The organism is Albimonas marina (assembly GCF_029223255.1).
Taxonomy (GTDB): Bacteria; Pseudomonadota; Alphaproteobacteria; order Rhodobacterales; family Rhodobacteraceae; genus Albimonas.
The window spans coordinates 234177-250223 of sequence record NZ_JARHUC010000004.1 but is presented as its reverse complement, the minus strand read 5'-3'; the positions used below and the strand labels follow the sequence as shown (position 1 = coordinate 250223).

The following is a 16047-nucleotide window of genomic DNA, read 5'->3' as shown; positions in this document are numbered from 1 at the left end:
AGGGAGCGCGTCGGCGCGGGGCATGGCGGCGGGGCCTCGGATGCGGCGAGCGGGCGGCTCGGGGGCGACGCCCCGCAGCATGGGGCCGCGAGCGCCGGAACGCCAGGATGCGCCACCGGCGAAAGGCCCCCCCGAACGGCGAAGGGGCCCCGTCGCCGGGGCCCCTCGCATCACGTCACGGGTCTGGAGAGGGCTCAGCCCTCCTCCTTCTCCCGCACGATCTCCTGGCCGGTCTCCTGGTCGACGACCTTCATCGACAGGCGGGTCTTGCCGCGGTCGTCGAAGCCCAGCAGCTTCACGCGAACCTCCTGGCCCTCCTTGACGAGGTCCTTGGGGTTGGCGCCGCGCTCGTGGGTCATCTGGGAGATGTGGACCAGGCCGTCGCGCTTGCCGAAGTAGTTCACGAAGGCGCCGAAATCCATGATCTTGACGACCTTGCCCTTGTAGATCTTGCCGACCTCGGGCTCGGCGACGATCGAGTTGATCATCTCGCGCGCCTTCTCGATGCACTCGGCGTCGGGGGAGGCGAGCTTGATCAGGCCGTCGTCGTTGATGTCGACCTTGGCGCCCGACTCCTCGACGATCCCGCGGATGACCTTGCCGCCCGAGCCGATCACTTCGCGGATCTTGTCGGGGTTGATCTGCATGGTCTCGATGCGCGGCGCGTGAGCCGAGAACTCCTGGCGGCCGGACGACAGGGCCTTGGACATCTCGCCCAGGATGTGCATGCGGCCGTCCTTCGCCTGGGCGAGGGCCTGCTGCATGATCGCGGGGGTGATGCCGGCGACCTTGATGTCCATCTGCAGCGAGGTCACGCCCTTCTCGGTGCCGGCCACCTTGAAGTCCATGTCGCCGAGGTGGTCCTCGTCGCCCAGGATGTCGGTGAGCACCGCGAACTGGCCGTCGTCCTCGAGGATCAGGCCCATCGCCACGCCGGCCACGGGGGCCTTCAGCGGCACGCCCGCGTCCATCATCGACAGCGAGCCGCCGCAGACGGTGGCCATCGACGACGAGCCGTTGGACTCGGTGATCTCCGAGACCAGGCGGATCGTGTAGGGGAAGTCGGTCGCCGCCGGCAGCACCGCCTGCAGCGCACGCCACGCGAGCTTGCCGTGGCCGATCTCACGACGGCCGGGCGCGCCCATGCGGCCGGTCTCGCCCACCGAGTAGGGGGGGAAGTTGTAGTGCAGCAGGAAGCGCTCGCGCCACTCGGCCTCGAGCGCGTCGATGATCTGCTCGTCGTCGCCGGTGCCCAGCGTGGTCACGACCAGGGCCTGGGTCTCGCCGCGGGTGAACAGCGACGAGCCGTGGGTGCGGGGCAGCACGCCCACCTCGGCCAGGATCGGCCGCACGGTGGTGCGGTCGCGGCCGTCGATGCGCGCGCCGCCGGCGATCACGTCGCCGCGCAGCACCGCGGACTCGAGCTTTTTGAAGCAGTCCTTCAGCGCCGAGCCGTCGGCCAGGTCCTCTTCCGAGAGCCCCGCCTTCACGGTCTCGCGCACCGCGGCGATGGCGTCCTGGCGCTCCAGCTTGTCACGCACCGCGAAGGCCGCGCGCATGCCGTCCTCGCCCAGGCTCTTGACCTTGGCGTAGAGGGCGGAGCGGTCCGGGGGCGTGAAGTCGAACGGGTCCTTCGCGGCCTCCTCGGCCAGCGCGATGATCATGTCGATCACCGGCTGCATCGCCTCGTGGCCGAAGGTCACCGCGCCCAGCATCTCCTCCTCGGAGAGCTCGTAGGCCTCGGACTCGACCATCATCACGGCGTCCTTGGTGCCGGCGACGACGAGGTTCAGGCGCTGCTCGGGGTTGTCCATCAGCTTCTGCATGTCGGCGACGTCCGGGTTCAGGACGTACTCGCCGTTGCAGAAGCCGACGCGCGCGGCGCCGATCGGGCCCATGAAGGGCACGCCCGACAGGGTCAGCGCGGCCGAGGCCGCGATCATCGCCACGATGTCGGGGTCGTTGACCAGGTCATGCGACAGCACGGTGCAGACCACCTGGGTCTCGTGCTTGAAGCCCGAGACGAACAGCGGGCGGATCGGACGGTCGATGAGACGCGAGGTCAGCGTCTCCTTCTCCGACGGGCGCGCCTCGCGCTTGAAGAAGCCGCCGGGGATCTTGCCCGCGGCGTACATCTTCTCCTGGTAGTGGACGGTCAGCGGGAAGAAATCGAGGCCTTCCTTCGGCTTCTTGTCGAAGGTGACGGCGCAGTGGACGGTGGTCTCGCCCAGGGTGGCCATCACCGAGCCGTCGGCCTGGCGCGCCACGCGCCCGGTCTCGAGGGTCAGCGTCTCGCCGCCCCACTCCATGGATTTCTTGTGGATCTGGAACATTCTCGTTTCCCTTCGGCGACGCCGCGCCCCTGCGCTGCGTCGCGTTGCGCGCCCCCGGCCGGGCCGGTGCGGGCGCGGGCCCCTGGTTTCGTATCGCAGACGCTTCGACCCCGGGGCCTGGGGCGGAAACGAACGGACGGTGTCGCGGGGCCGGTCTCCCCTCCCGGAAAGGAGCCCTCGCGGTTCGCGGCTTCCGCCCCGTGGGGCGGCGGATTCAGGAGGGCGCGCCGCGCGTCGTCCTCCCCTTGCAGGCGCCATTCAGATGGCGAAAGGCGCGCCCGGGGGCGCGCCTTGGCCGCTCAGCGACGGATGCCGAGGCGGGTGATGATCGTCTTGTAGCGATCCTCGTCCTTGCCCTTCACGTAGTCCAGCAGCTTGCGGCGCTGGGCCACCATCTTCAGAAGGCCACGACGGGAGTGGTTGTCCTTCTTGTGCGACTTGAAGTGCTCGGTCAGGTTGGTGATCCGCTCGGTCAGGATCGCCACCTGGACCTCGGGCGAGCCGGTGTCGCCGTCCTTGGTCGCGAATTCCTTGATCAGCGCTTCCTTGCGCTCGACGGTGATCGACATCGGGGGCCTCCTTGGGCTTGGGGTTTCCGGCGGGGCCCTCGGGGCCTCCGCTCCGGTCGGGGCGCGCGCCGGGATGTCGTCCAGCGCGGTCCTTCACGGAAGGCGGGCTTATGCACCGGATCGGACGAGAAGGAAAGAGGGTTCCGATACGGCGCCCGGCGGGGCCGGGAACCGGGCGCCCTGCGGGCGGGCCTGGGCCCGTCGCGGGCGGGCGCGCCTGGATCGGAGAGGGTCGGAGCCTCCGGCGGGCTCCTGACTCACCCGAGAACAGGGCCGCGCCTGGTCTGCGGAGCCGTCCATCGCTTTTGCTGCCTGAGCGACTCGCCCGCCCCGGTCAAGGACAAGCCGCGCAAGCGCGGTCGCTTCGCGATCCTTGACCGGGGCGGGCGAGTCGCTCTGATCGGCAGCGCGATGGACGGCTCCGGAGAACAGGCGCTTCGAGAGGGCCGGCGGACGTCGCGCCGGGGCGCCTGGCGGGCCGGCGGAGAGACGGCGGCCAGGGGCGGAACGGTGGGGCGCGCCGCGGGCGAAAGGCCGGCCCGGGGCGCGACGGACCCCGCGGCGCCCGGGGCCGGAAAGACGAAGCGCCCGCGGCGTTCCGCGGGCGCTCGTCATGTCGGTCGTCCGGCCGGGCCCGAAGAGATCAGGCGACCTCGCGGATCAGGCCCTTCTCGGCGGCGAGCTCGCGCATCTTCTTCTGCAGCTTCTCGAAGGCGCGGACCTCGATCTGGCGGACGCGCTCGCGGGAGACGTCGTAGACCTTGGACAGGTCCTCCAGCGTCACCGGGTCGTCCTTCAGGCGACGCTCGGTCAGGATGTGGCGCTCGCGCTCGTTGAGGCTCTCCATCGCGGCCATCAGCAGCTCGCGACGGCTCTCGAGCTCGTTGCGCTCGGCGTATTCCGCCGCCTGGTCGGCGTCGTCGTCGGCCAGCCAGTCCTGCCACTCGGCCGAGCCCTCGCCGTCCGCCTTCAGGGGCGCGTTGAGCGAGGCGTCGCCGCCCGACAGGCGCCGGTTCATCGCGATCACCTCGTCCTCGGTCACCCCGAGGTTCTTGGCGATCGTCTCGACGTTCTCGGGGCGCAGATCGCCCTCCTCGAGCGCGCCGATGCGGTTCTTGGCCTTGCGCAGGTTGAAGAACAGCTTCTTCTGCGCGGCGGTGGTGCCCATCTTCACCAGCGACCAGCTGCGCAGGATGTACTCCTGGATCGCGGCGCGGATCCACCACATCGCGTAGGTCGCGAGGCGGAAGCCCTTCTCGGGGTCGAACCGCTTCACGGCCTGCATCAGGCCCACGTTCGCCTCCGAGATCACCTCGGCCGTCGGCAGCCCGTAGCCGCGGTAGCCCATGGCGATCTTCGCCGCGAGACGCAGGTGCGACGTCACCATCTTGTGCGCCGCCTCCTTGTCGTCGTGGTCCGCCCAGGCCTTGGCGAGCATGTACTCCTCTTCCGGCTCCAGCATCGGGAACTTGCGGATCTCCTGCAGGTAGCGGGAGAGCCCCTGTTCCGGCGACGGCGCCGGGAGCTTGGCGTAAGTGGTCATACATCCCTCCTTCGCCCGCGCCCGTCCCGCAGCGTGCGGAAAGCAGGGCGCAGTCGGCCTTGCGGGGGACGCGTGCGTCCTCCGGAAAAGCCATATGGTGATGCGAGAACGTTAAGACAACGTTTGGGGCGGTTTCCTGTTCGTGAGCGGGCGGGAGCAGGGAGTCCGCGCGCGCGGCGCTAAAACCCGCGCCCGCGCGCCCCCGCTCACCCCCCGGAGGCGGGCCGCGACGGGGCGGCGGGGGCAGGAGCTGGCGCGGGGCTCTCGACCCGGGTCTTGGCCTCGGTCTCCTTCAGGGCGTTGGGGATGAACATTTCCGAGAAGCCGGCCAGGAAGGCGAACAGCAGCAGCGTCATCGACAGCCGCTCGGAATCGACGCCGCCCATCAGCCAGCCGCCCTGGATCAGCAGCACCGCCACCCCCGCCGCGATCACCCCCGTCGCGATGCGCGAGGCGCCCAGCACCACCATCTCGGCCAGCGAGATCGCGTGGTTCACCCGCACCTTGCCCAGCGCGTAGATCACTGAGAAATACGACCCCACCGCCCCGGTCAGCAGCAGGTTGGCGACCGCCGGCAGCTCCGCCCCCTCCGGCCCCAGCGCCCCGAAGAACGCCCGCGCGGGGCCCGAGAAGGCGAAGGCGACCAGCACGAAGAGGACCAGCGCCACGCTCGCCCCCACCAGGTAGCGGCTGCGCACGATGCTGTCGCGATAGGTCTCGATCGCCTCCCGCGCGCGGGTCGCGAGGCCTTGGGCCACCTGCGCGTCGCCGTCCAGCGCCGCGGCCACCGCCTGCGCCGCCTGCCACATCGCGCGCTCGCGCGTGGCCTCGTAGTTGCGCACCGCCACGTCCCAGGGCAGCACCGGGCGCGCGCCCACGATGGCGGTCACCATCGCCGCGAGGTCGGAGGACAGCGCATGGTAGCGCTCGCGGAACGCCCGCCCGTCGCCGCGGCGCACGGCGTAGCGCAGCGCCCGCAGGTCCGAGGATTCGTCGCTGTCGTCGGTCGAGAACACCACGTAGGAATCGGTGCACACGTAGATGCGCGTCACCCGCTCCCCCAGCCCGGCGGCGAGGTCGTCGAGCCACTCCTTCACATGGTCCTCGTCGCCCTGCGCAGGCGCGGCGCCGTCCTCCTCCGCGGTCTCGTCGTCGGCGGACTCGGAGATCGGCATGGCCATGCCGACCTCGGGCTCCGCCTCCGCGCCGGCGGGGCGCGGCGGCCCGGCGTCGCCGGGGCCCTGGTCGGCGGTTTCGTCCCGCGGCATGGCCCGTTCCCCCTTCCGCCCGCCCGCGCGCCGTCCGCGAGGGGCGGACGGCGGGGCGCTCGGAAAAAGGCTGCCGCGCAGACGACGTTGCGTCAACAGCGATCCGGGGGTCGGTTCACCGGGGGCTCAGGCGGGACGCCAGACGCGGCGCCCCTCACAGCCCGAGCGCGTCAGCCAGCGCCTGCATGTCAGGGGGCAGCGGCGCCTCGAAGCGCAGGGGCTCGCCGGTGACGGGATGGTCGAAGCCCAGCGTGGCGGCGTGCAGCGCCTGGCGGGGGAAGGCGGTCAGCGCCTCCACCGCCGCCTCGCCCAGGTCGGCGGGCGCCTTGCGCGAGCGGCCGCCGTAGGTCGCATCCCCCACCAGCGGGCAGCCCAGCCAGCTCATGTGCACCCGGATCTGGTGCGTGCGCCCCGTCTCCAGCCGGCACTCGACCCGGCTGACCGAGGGGCGCGTGGGCGGCCCCGCGAAGGACAGCGTGCGCAGATGGGAGACGGCGATCCGCCCCCCCGCCTTCGCCACCGCCATCCGCTTGCGGTCCGAGCGGTGGCGGTCGAGGCGCGTCTCGATCCGCAGCCAGCCGCCGCCCTCGTCCTCCACCCCCGGCAGGCCCAGGGCGCGGGGATCGGTGGTCATCGGCGCGGCCCAGGCGAAGGCCTGGTAGGCGCGCTCGAGGTCATGGGCCGCGAAGCGCTCGGACAGGCCGTGGTGGGCCGCGTCGGACTTCGCCACCACCAGCAGGCCCGAGGTGTCCTTGTCGATCCGGTGCACGATGCCCGGCCGCGCCTCGCCGCCCACGCCCGACAGCGAGCCGGCGCAATGCGCGAGCAGCGCGTTGACCAGCGTGCCGGTCATCGCGCCGGGCGCAGGGTGCACGACCATGCCCGCGGGCTTGTTCACCACGATCAGGTGCGCGTCCTCGTAGACCACGTCCAGCGGGATCGCCTCGGGCTCCGGCCGGGCGGGCGCGGGCGCGGGGATCTCGAGCGCATAGACCTCGCCGGCCTTGACCTTGGCGCGCGGGTCGCGCACCACCTCGCCGTCCCGCTCGGCGGCGCCGCCCTCCACCAGCGCGCGCAGGCGCGACCGGCTCAGCCCCGGCGGCGCCAGCGTGGCCAGGGCCTTGTCCAGGCGCTCCCCCTCCTGCGCCTCGGGGATCTCGAACAGGAGGGGGCCGGACGCGGCCGGGGGCGCCGCGGGTCCGTCGAACCCGTCGTCCCCGTCGTCGTCTTGATCTTCGGTCAGGTGCTCGCTCATGTCCCGGAACCTATCTCCTGCCCTCGCCGAGGACGAGGACGAGTTTCCCGAACCCCCGCGGCTTCGCGCCCTCCGCCGCCTGGTGACGGCGCTGACGGTGACGCTGGCGCTGGGAATGATCCTGATCGCGGGCACCGTCGCCTGGCGGCTGTGGTCCGCCGCCCCGCCCGCCCGCGCGATCGAGGCCGAGACGCTCGCCCTGCCCGCGGGCGCCGAGGTCACCGGCCTGGGCGCCTCCCCCTCCGAGATACTGGCCACGGTCCGCCGTCCCGACGGCGCCGAATCCCTGCTGACCTTCCGCCGCGCCGACGGCAAGCTGCTGTCCGAGACCCCGATCCGCCGGGAATAAGCCGCGCCGCCGACCCGCCCGGGATGGATTTTCATCAAGCGGAACATGCCGCTGCGGCGCCGTTAACCTTCTTGAATAGTTTCTGAATGCGCGCAAGGCTCCCGCTCCGTAGCGTAACCGTCCGGAGCGTGCCCATGCCGCCGATCAGGTCCACCATCCTCGCCGCCGCCCTTCTGGCGGCCTCGGCCGCCCCCGCCCTGGCCACGGTGGTCTTCGAAAGCGAAGGCTGGGGCCAGAGCCCCTCCGGCTATCCCGGCTCGGTGGCCGCCGGCGAATATTCCGCCGGCCGCTTCACCTTCTCCGCGAAGACGACGATCGACGCCGTCGCCTGGGTAGGCGCCTACATCGACCTCGCGACCAGCACGCCGATCGCCGCCCCGGCCGATCCCGACTTCCACATCGCCGTCTTCTCCGTGGTCGGCTCGACGGTCGGCGCGCAGATCTGGGGGGGCGCGGTCGACGCCGTTTCGTCGGGCGGCACGATCGCGACGCAGCAGACCAGCTTCGCGCCGCTGACGCTTGCGGCGGGCGACTACCTGTTCGCCGTGGCCAGCCTGGCCGACGACCCCTACTACATGCTCTCCGCCGGCAGCAGCTCCGACGACCTGTTCTTCGGAGACGCGGACGCGGACGCGGATCTCACGCCGAACGAGTGGACCACCTTCCTCGGCTCGGCGCCGATCTTCCAGCTGAGCGGCCCCGACGGGACCGCCGTGCCCCTGCCCGCCCCCGTGGCGCTGCTGGGCGCGGGGCTGGCGGCGCTGGGCTTCGCCGCGCGCCGCAAATCCTGACGCGGCGTCGCTTTTCGGGCCTCCGGCCCGGCCTGCCATTCCGTCGCAGGAAATCTTTCGGGCGGCCTTGGAGGGGGCCTTGACTCCCCTCCGCCCTCCGAATATCTCCCCGCTCACCGCAGCCGAGGCATCCTGTCCCCTTCGTCTAGCGGTTAGGACGCCACCCTCTCACGGTGGAAACAGGGGTTCGATTCCCCTAGGGGATGCCAATCTTCCGCGGCTCGCGGACCAGGGCCGACGCTCCAGCGTCGGCCCTTTCGCTTTTCCGGCCCCGGGCGCGCCGCCCCGGAGCGCCGGGCGGATCGGGAGGACGCGCGCCATGGACATCGCTCAGGCCAAGACCGAGGCCCGCCGCGCCGCCTTCGCCCGCAGGCGGGAGGCGCGCCTGGCGCTGGGCCCCGCGCCGCAGGCCGCCACAGACGCCGCCCTCGCCGCCCTGCTGGTCCGCCCGGCGGAGGAGGTGGTGGCCGGCTACGTCCCCATCCGCACCGAGATCGACCCCCGTCCCCTGATGGCGGCCCTGCACGCCGCCGGCCGCCGGCTGTGCGTGCCGGTGATCGAGGCGGCGGAGCGGCCGCTGCGGTTCCGGGAATGGACGCCGGGGGCGGAGATGGTCGAGGGCCCCTTCGGCGCCGCCGTCCCCGCCGCGGGCGACTGGCTGACGCCCGCCGCGCTGATCGTGCCGCTGGTGGCCTTCGACGCGCGCCTGCGCCGGCTGGGCTACGGCGGCGGCTTCTACGACCGCACGCTGGCGGGGCTGCAGGCGCCCGGCGGCCCCGGCGCCTATGCGCTCGGCTTCGCCTATGCCGCGCAGGAGGCCGGGGCCCTGCCCGCCGAGCCCACCGACCGCCCCCTCGACGCCCTCGTCACCGAGACGGGCCTGCGCAGCTGAGCCGCGCGCAACCGCGAGTTGACAGCTGTCAACTCGGGCGCAGGCGCCGTCCGGCGGCGGGGGTCAGTCCGGGATCGCGAAGCCCTCGGGCACCGACGGGGCGAGGCGGCCGCCGATGCGGATCGGGTGGACGAGCTTGGCGAGACCGGTCTTGTCGTCGGTCTCGACATAGACGCCGCAGATCGTGGCGGGGCCGAGCGCGGGCTGGAAGCGGCCCTTGGCCATGCCGGTGACGAAGCGGCGGATCGGCTCGTCGGCCTGCATCCCGATCACCGAGTCGTAGTCCCCGCACATGCCCGCGTCCGAGAGGTACGCGGTGCCCCGGTTGAGGATCATCGCGTCCGAGGTCGGCACGTGGGTGTGGGTGCCCACCACCAGGCTGGCGCGGCCGTCGACGATCCGGCCCATGGCCATCTTCTCCGACGTCGCCTCGGCGTGGAAGTCGAGGATCGTGGCCTGCACGGCCCCGCCCAGCGGCGCGGTCTTCAGGGCCGCGTCGACCATCGGCACGGGATCGTCGTAGGGCCGCGACATGAACACCCGGCCCAGCGCCTGCACCACCTGCACGCGGCGGCCGCGGGTCGCCTCGAAGATCTTCGCGCCCTGGCCGGGGGCGGCGCGGGAGAAGTTCAGCGGCCGCAGGATCCGCGGATCGGAGCCGATGTAGGAGATCATGTCCTTCTGGTCGAAGGCATGGTCGCCCAGCGTGATGCAGTCGGCGCCGGCGGCGAAGATCTCCGCCGCGATGGCCCCGGTCAGCCCCATGCCCGACGCCGAGTTCTCGGCGTTGACCACGATGAAATCCAGCTTCCAGGCCTCGCGCAGCTTCGGCAGCCGCTCGATGACCGCGGTGCGGCCGGCCCGACCCATGACGTCGCCGAGGAACATTAGCTTCATGCCCCTCCCTCTAGACCCAATCGCCGGGAGGCGCCAGCGGGAGGGCGGCGGGGCGGGAGAGCGCGGGGAGACCGCTGTTCCCGGCGGAGGGGGCCAGGCCACGCGCGCCGGCCGGGGGCGCGATGTATCGATTTGAAACAGCGCGCGCGGCGGGGCGGCGCAAGGGTCCGGGCGGCGCGAGGAGCAGCGGCGGAGAGAGGCCCCGGGTCAAGCCCGGGGAACGGCCGCTCGCGGGGTGGAGGCGAGGTCTTCCATCGGCAGAGGGCGAGGAAGGGACGGGCGCGTCGCGCCCGCCGGAGCAGCCTAAGAGGCGTCGGCGGGCGGAGGGCCTTCGGCGGTCGGCGGGGGCCGCGAAGTCTGCGTGCAGGGCCGGCGCTTTCGGGCCGGCCCTGCGCGTCGTCGCCCCTGAGCGGGGCGCGGGGCGCGTCCGGCGGGTCAGCCGGCGCGCTTCACGGCGCAGATCTTGTTGCCGTCGGGATCGCGCAGGTAGGCGAGGTACATGCCGTTCGCGCGCACGCCCGGCGGGTCCTCGCAGGCGACGCCGCCGTTGGCGAGGCCGGCCGCGTGCCAGGCGTCGACCTCGTCCTGGCTGGTGGCGAGGAAGCCGATGGTGCCGCCGTTGGCGAAGGTCGCGGCCTTGCCGTCGATCGGGGTGGTCACCCCGAACGCCCCGTTCGGGGAGCGCCAGAAGCAGCGGCTTTCGGTGGGCATCACGCCCTCGCCATAGCCCAGCGCGCCGAGCACGGCGTCGTAGAAGCGCTTGGCGGCCTGAATGTCGTCGGTTCCAACCATGACGTGGTTGAACATGGAGATCCTCCCCGGAGTTCATCTTCTGCGGCGGCCGGGCGTCGAACCGCGCGGCCGCCCGAACGGCCTTAGCGCCCCCTCCGCGCGACCGCAACGCGCGACGGAAGGCGGCCCTGCGGCGGAGGCGCGCCGACCGCCGGTTCGGCGAGGCGACGCCCGGCGGCGGGACGGTTTCCGGGCGGGGACTCCGAGGGGACGCGCGGCTCAGCCGCGCCTCCCGTTCGTCCTTCGCCCTCCGCGCAGGCGAGGCCGGCGCAGGGGCGGCCGGGGCCGAGGTCGGCGGGATCGAAGGGAGAGCCCCCGCGGCCGGGGCTGCGGGGGCTCTCGGGAGGATCGTCAGGGCGCCTTGCGGGCGCCCGGGGCGTCAGGCGCGCTCGGGGTCGAGGGTGGTGGACCAGAGCTCGACGTCGGCGGCGTCCATCAGGCGCACGGTCATGCGGCCCGTCGCCCCCTCGATGTCGACCTTGCCGAAGAACTGGTAGCCCTCGGACGGGGGCAGGTTCTGGCCCATCTCGGGGGTCGGCGCCTTCACGAACTCGGCCTTGGGGCCGAAGGTGTCGTCATAGTCGTTGGGGCCGAAGGTGCCGGCGTGCAGCGGGCCCGAGACGAACTCCCAGAACGGCTCGAAATCCTGGAACTGGGCGCGGTCGGGGCTGTAGTGATGCGCCGCCGTGTAGTGGACGTCGGCGGTCAGCCAGACGGTGTTCTTCACCTTGGCGTGCTTGATGAAGCTGAGCACCTCGGCGATGTCGAACTCGCGCCCCTTCACCGGACCGTTCCCGTTCGAGCCATTCTCGAACGCCGACTTGCCGTCGCGCACCATCAGGCCGATGGGCATGTCCGAGGCGATCACCTTCCAGGTGGCGCGGGAGGCCGCGAGCTCGGCCTTCAGCCAGCGCAGCTGGGCGGCGCCGAGGAAGTCGGTCTGCGGCCCCGGCTCCATCTGGTCGTTGGAGGTGTTGTCCCCGCGGTAGGTGCGCATGTCGATGAAGAACACGTCCAGCAGCGGGCCGTAGGACACCTTGCGGTAGATGCGGCCGGGCTCGGTCGTGCTCTCGCGCATCGGCATCACCTCGCGGAACGCGCGGTTGGCGCGGGCCGAGAGGAGGGCGGCGGACTTGACCGTGTAGCGGTCGTCCTCGAGCTGCTCGTTCGGATACCAGTTGTTGACCGTCTCGTGGTCGTCCCACTGGGCCAGCATCGGCACCTGGGCGGCCATGGCGCGGACGTTGTGGTCGAGCAGGTTGTAGAGGAAGTTGCCGCGGTACTCCTGCAGGGTCTCGGCGACCTTGGATTTCTCCGGCGTGACCAGGTTCTTCCAGATCGTGCCGTCCTTCAGCTCCACCTCGGCCTTCAGGGGGCCGTCGGCGTAGATTGTGTCGCCGGAGTGGATGAAGAAGTCCGGCTGGTGCTTGAGCATGGTCGAGTAGATCGTCATGCCGCCGCGGCTCTCGTCGATGCCCCAGCCCTGGCCGGCGGTGTCGCCCGACCAGGTGAAGGTGATGTCGCGGGCGGAGCCGGGGGCGGTGCGGAAGCGGCCCACCACCGGCTCGGACGCCACGTTGACGTCGGCGAGGTCCAGCATGGTGACGCGGTAGAACACGTCCTGGTCGGAGGGCAGGCCCGCCAGCTCCAGCTTGCCCATGTTGTCGGTGGCCGACGTCACGCCCAGGCCCGGCAGGCGGATGGCGTTGGCGAAGGATTCGGTCGTCGAGGCCTCGACCATCATGCGCGAGGGGCGGTCGGCCCGCGCCCAGATCACCGCGCCGTCGGCCGAGACGTCGCCGGACTGGACGCCGTGGGTCAGCGCGGGGCGCTGGTTGGCGCGGGAGTAGGCGGGCAGGAACAGGCCGGAGGCGGCGGCGGTTCCGCCGGCGAGGACCTGGCGCCGGGAGAGGCGAAGCTGGGGCATGGGGGGCTCCGAACGATTGCGGATGCGGGATGCGGCGCGAAGCTCGCCGCGCTTGGTGACGGGCGCATCGCGGAGGCGCGAAGATTGCGCGTCGGATCCGTGACGCCCGCCCGCCGCGCCGCGGGCCTTGCTTCCGCGACGTCGGGCAGGGAAGCCTCGCCCCTCGCGCGCCGCCGGGCAAGGGCGGCGAAGGGGGCGTGCGGGGGCCGTATCGGGATCGGCCCTTCCCGCAGACCGGCCGCACGGTTAATCCTGAGGCCCCGAGACCGCGGCCCGCCGTCGCGCAAGGAGCTTCAAGATGACCGAATTCTCCCTCCCCCGGAACGCCTTCAAGGCCAAGCTCGCCGCGCGCAAGGACCCGGTCCTGGGGCTGTGGCTGATGCTGGGGGCCGACGCCTCGACCGAGCTGCTGGCCGACGCGGGCTTCGACTACGTGCTGATCGACGGGGAGCATGCGCCGCTCGACATCGACCTGATGCGCCGCCAGATCGCGGCGGCGGAGCGGGGGGCCTCCTCGGTGGTGGCCCGCCCGCCGGTGAACGAGGCCTGGGTGCTCAAGCAGCTGCTGGACGCGGGCGCGCAGAGCTTCATCATCCCGATGGTGGACACGGCCGAGCAGGCCGAGGCCGCGGTGCAGGCATGCCACTACCCGCCCCGCGGCATCCGCGGCGCGGCCGGCGTGGTGCGCGCGGCGCGCTACGGGCGGATCCCCGGCTACCTGACCAAGGCCAACGCCGAGATCTGCGTGGTCCCCCAGGTCGAGACGCTGACCGCGGTCGAGAACATCGAGGCGATCTGCGCGGTGGACGGCGTGGACGCGATCTTCATCGGGCCCTCGGACCTCTCGGCCTCGATGGGCTTCACCGGCCAGCCGGGGGCGCCGGAGGTGGACGAGGTGATCCGCTCCTCGATCGCGCGCATCCACGCCTGCGGCAAGCCCGCCTGCACGCTGGGCTTCGACGAGGCGACGGTGGCGAAGTACCTGGAGATGGGCGCGGACATGGTGGCCGTCGGCTCGGACGTGACCCTGCTGCTGCGCGGCGCGGCCGCCCTGCTGGCCAAGCACCGCTGAGCCGCGGGGGCCCCTGCGGGGGCCCCGCCCCGACGCCGGCGGATGCCGCGGCTCCCCGTCTCCGCCCCCAACGGACGCGGAGGGTCCCGGCGCCTGCCCCGCGGCCCCGCTTCGAGGCGCCGCCCGGGTCCCCGCCCCTGCGGCCGGCCCCCTCCCGGCCCGGTCGCGGGGCGCGGCGAATGCGGGGCTCCGCTGCGGAACCCGCGATTTCCTGCCCGACGCCGCTTGACGCCCCGCCGTGGCTTGGCTATCAGGCGCGCGGCTCGGCGGAGTAGCTCAGTTGGTTAGAGCAGCGGAATCATAATCCGCGTGTCGGGGGTTCAAGTCCCTCCTCCGCTACCAAGCCCCCCTCCCCACATCGACGTCGGAACTGCGCACGACGGCGACCGTGCGCCTGCAGGCCTGCATCGGCATGACCTCGCGCCGGCGGCGCGAGGCGGCTCCGGGCCTGCCGGGGCGTGCGATTGACCGGCGCGGGGTTCGCGCCTATGTCGCGGCGCATGGTCGATCGGACGACATATCCCGGCGCGCGTCGCCGCTGCGGCGCTTCGGGCGCACGCATCCGGCCCCGGACGACGCCGGCGGGCTGACCGCTTCGACGTCCGGGGACGACCCCGCGCGCAACGACCGATCCCTCGCGATCTCCCGATGAAGCGATGTCCGCGACCGCGCTCTGCGCGGTCCGGTCACAGCGTCCTCGATGCGTCTTGAGGGGGCCGAGGCCGGGACGGCCGCGAGGCCGCCGTGATCCTTCCAGAAATTCCGCGCCGGCGCCGGCCGACCGCATCCGCGGCGGTCCGGGCCTGCGCCTCCACGAAAGACGAAGCCATGAACCACCCCACCCCGCCCCGCCGCGGCGGACGCAAGCCCGCCGTCGTCATCGACGCCCGGCATCTGCCGCACCTCGAGGCGCTCGCCCACGGGGCCGAGAGCCGCGACCCGGACCTCGCCGAACAGCTGCATGGAGAGATCGACCGCGCCCGCGTGGTGGCGGGAGACCGGATGCCGCCCGACGTGGTCGGCATCGGCGCCCGCGTGCGCTACCGCGACGAGACCACGGGGCGCGAGCAGACCGTGAGCCTGGTCTGGCCCGAGCGCTCCGACATCAGCGCGGGCCGGATCTCGGTCGTCACGCCCATCGGCGTGGCGCTGCTGGGGCTGAAGCAGGGGGCGCGCTTCGAGTGGCGCCGCCGCGACGGCGAGCGGCGCACCCTGCACGTGATCGAGGTCCTGCCCGCAAGCGAGACGGAGGGCGCCGGCTGAGGCCGGCGCTCCGACCGCCCTCTCAGGACGGCAGGCGGAAGCCGTCGCCGGGGTCCTGCGGCAGCAGGGCCATGCGCAGCCCCGCCGCGATGCGCGCGGCCTTGGACTGGGCGAGGGCCGCGGCGGCCGGGGAGAGATGCGCCTCGGTCGCCTGCCGCCACAGGGCCAGCCAGCGCGCGAACATCGCCGGGGTCATCCGCGGCGCGTGGGGGCGGTGGCGGCCGAAGGCGTCGCCCTTCCAGCCGCCGTCGCCCAGCAGGGCCGCGGACCAGAAGGCCGCGATCCGCTCCAGGTGCGCCGGCCAGTCCGTGACGGCGGCCTCGAACAGGGGCCCCAGCTCGGCGTCCGCGCGCGCCCGGGCGTAGAAGTCCTCGACCAGCGCGCGCAGGGTCGCCGGGTCCGGGCGGTCGGCCGGCGCCAGGCGCGAGGGGCCGGGCAGGCGGGCGGGAGAGGGCGCCGGCGAGGCGGGCGGCGGCGGGGCCGAGATCCGGCTGCGGCGCAGCTCGCGCCCCGCGGCGTCCACCACCAGGCGCACCCGGTCGGGGCCGCGCAGGAAGCTCAGCCGCCAGGTTCCGGCGTCCTCGCCCTCGCCCCTCTCGACGCGGGTGACGATGCGGCCGTCGCGCAGCTCCTCGCGCACCTGTTCGGGCGACAGGCCCAGCAGGGCGGCGAGGCGCCCGGCCTCGATGACGAAGCCGTCGTCCTGGCGTTCCAGCGGGGGTTCGGGGGTCATGGGCGGTCCTCCCTCGGGTCGACGGCGCGTCAGAGCGCGTCGATCACCTCGCCGATGCTGATCGCGAAGGCGGCGGCGACGCCGATCATCAGCATCCAGGTGAAGCCGCGAAGGATCATCTCGCCGATCGGATCGGCGGCGGTTCCCTCGGCGGGGGCGGAGGGGCCGCCCCGCACGATCTTCACCACGAACCAGGCGAGGATCAGCAGGGTCGCGATTCCGGCGATCTTGGCGACGGCGACGGCGGCGAGCATGGCGTGTCCTTTCGAACGGGCCGAAGACGCGCGCCGGGGCGGAGGTCGCCGGGGCTTCGGGGGGCGTGCTTCGGGTCGGTCCCGATATGGCGCCAAAAAGAATCATTTA

General features: G+C 72.8%; 16 protein-coding genes and 2 tRNA genes. 8 read left to right on the top strand and 10 right to left on the bottom strand.

All coding sequences use genetic code 11. The features are described 5' to 3' along the window. Positions 1 to 194: 194 nt before the first annotated feature. The 5 genes from pnp to P2H44_RS12665 form a co-directional block, all read right to left on the bottom strand. A complete protein-coding gene (gene pnp / locus P2H44_RS12685; protein WP_275763928.1) occupies positions 195 to 2333 on the bottom strand; it encodes a polyribonucleotide nucleotidyltransferase in 2139 nt (712 codons plus the stop codon). 299 nt (positions 2334 to 2632) lie between these two features. After that, on the bottom strand, positions 2633 to 2902 hold the full coding sequence (gene rpsO, locus P2H44_RS12680) for a 30S ribosomal protein S15 (RefSeq protein ID WP_092859321.1): 270 nt from the start codon (positions 2900 to 2902) through the stop codon (positions 2633 to 2635). Between the two features lie 643 nt (positions 2903 to 3545). Continuing rightward, positions 3546 to 4445 carry an RNA polymerase sigma factor RpoH gene (gene rpoH / locus P2H44_RS12675; RefSeq protein ID WP_275763927.1) on the bottom strand — a complete coding sequence of 300 codons (900 nt, stop codon included), beginning with the start codon at positions 4443 to 4445 and terminating at the stop codon, positions 3546 to 3548. Between the two features lie 206 nt (positions 4446 to 4651). Next, entirely contained in the window at positions 4652 to 5713 is a 1062-nt protein-coding gene (locus P2H44_RS12670) for a hypothetical protein (protein ID WP_275763926.1), read from the bottom strand. Between the two features lie 154 nt (positions 5714 to 5867). Then, a complete protein-coding gene (locus tag P2H44_RS12665; protein ID WP_275763924.1) occupies positions 5868 to 6968 on the bottom strand; it encodes an RluA family pseudouridine synthase in 1101 nt (366 codons plus the stop codon). Here P2H44_RS12665 and P2H44_RS12660 point away from each other — a divergent pair. The 4 genes from P2H44_RS12660 (at position 6967) to P2H44_RS12645 (ending at position 9000) form a co-directional block, all read left to right on the top strand. Continuing rightward, the gene (locus tag P2H44_RS12660; RefSeq protein ID WP_275763923.1) at positions 6967 to 7317 is read left to right on the top strand and encodes a DUF6476 family protein; all 351 of its coding nucleotides are present in this window, start codon (positions 6967 to 6969) and stop codon (positions 7315 to 7317) included. The genes P2H44_RS12665 and P2H44_RS12660 overlap by 2 nt on opposite strands. A 134-nt stretch (positions 7318 to 7451) precedes the next feature. Next, a complete protein-coding gene (locus P2H44_RS12655) occupies positions 7452 to 8108 on the top strand; it encodes a hypothetical protein (protein ID WP_275763922.1) in 657 nt (218 codons plus the stop codon). Positions 8109 to 8242: 134 nt separating this feature from the next. Then, positions 8243 to 8317, top strand: a tRNA-Glu gene (locus P2H44_RS12650). 110 nt (positions 8318 to 8427) lie between these two features. Further along, entirely contained in the window at positions 8428 to 9000 is a 573-nt protein-coding gene (locus P2H44_RS12645) for a 5-formyltetrahydrofolate cyclo-ligase (RefSeq protein WP_275763920.1), read from the top strand. A 63-nt stretch (positions 9001 to 9063) separates the two neighbouring features. Here P2H44_RS12645 and P2H44_RS12640 read toward each other — a convergent pair whose 3' ends face one another. The 3 genes from P2H44_RS12640 to P2H44_RS12630 form a co-directional block, all read right to left on the bottom strand. Then, a complete protein-coding gene (locus P2H44_RS12640) occupies positions 9064 to 9897 on the bottom strand; it encodes a TIGR00282 family metallophosphoesterase (RefSeq protein WP_275763919.1) in 834 nt (277 codons plus the stop codon). A gap of 435 nt (positions 9898 to 10332) precedes the next feature. Continuing rightward, positions 10333 to 10704: a VOC family protein gene (locus tag P2H44_RS12635; RefSeq protein ID WP_275763918.1), complete on the bottom strand. Its 372-nt coding sequence runs from the start codon at positions 10702 to 10704 to the stop codon at positions 10333 to 10335. 364 nt (positions 10705 to 11068) lie between these two features. Beyond that, positions 11069 to 12616, bottom strand: a complete 1548-nt coding sequence (locus tag P2H44_RS12630) for an alkaline phosphatase D family protein (protein ID WP_275763917.1) — start codon at positions 12614 to 12616, stop codon at positions 11069 to 11071. A gap of 298 nt (positions 12617 to 12914) precedes the next feature. On the opposite strand from P2H44_RS12630, the gene P2H44_RS12625 reads away from it, so the two are divergent. From P2H44_RS12625 to rnk, 4 genes are all read left to right on the top strand, one after another. Next, complete coding sequence (locus P2H44_RS12625) at positions 12915 to 13688, top strand: HpcH/HpaI aldolase family protein (protein WP_275763916.1); 774 nt, start codon at positions 12915 to 12917, stop codon at positions 13686 to 13688. A 265-nt stretch (positions 13689 to 13953) separates the two neighbouring features. After that, positions 13954 to 14030 (top strand) — tRNA-Met (locus P2H44_RS12620). Positions 14031 to 14076: 46 nt separating this feature from the next. Next, positions 14077 to 14340: a hypothetical protein gene (locus P2H44_RS12615; RefSeq protein WP_275763915.1), complete on the top strand. Its 264-nt coding sequence runs from the start codon at positions 14077 to 14079 to the stop codon at positions 14338 to 14340. 176 nt (positions 14341 to 14516) lie between these two features. Further along, positions 14517 to 14951 (top strand): nucleoside diphosphate kinase regulator, encoded by a 435-nt coding sequence (rnk, locus tag P2H44_RS12610; RefSeq protein WP_275763914.1) that lies wholly within the window; start codon positions 14517 to 14519, stop codon positions 14949 to 14951. A 22-nt stretch (positions 14952 to 14973) separates the two neighbouring features. Here rnk and P2H44_RS12605 read toward each other — a convergent pair whose 3' ends face one another. Then, positions 14974 to 15684 (bottom strand): DUF6522 family protein, encoded by a 711-nt coding sequence (locus P2H44_RS12605; protein WP_275763913.1) that lies wholly within the window; start codon positions 15682 to 15684, stop codon positions 14974 to 14976. A 29-nt stretch (positions 15685 to 15713) separates the two neighbouring features. Further along, positions 15714 to 15938, bottom strand: coding sequence for a hypothetical protein (locus P2H44_RS12600; protein ID WP_275763912.1), 225 nt, complete (start codon positions 15936 to 15938; stop codon positions 15714 to 15716). Positions 15939 to 16047: the final 109 nt, after the last annotated feature.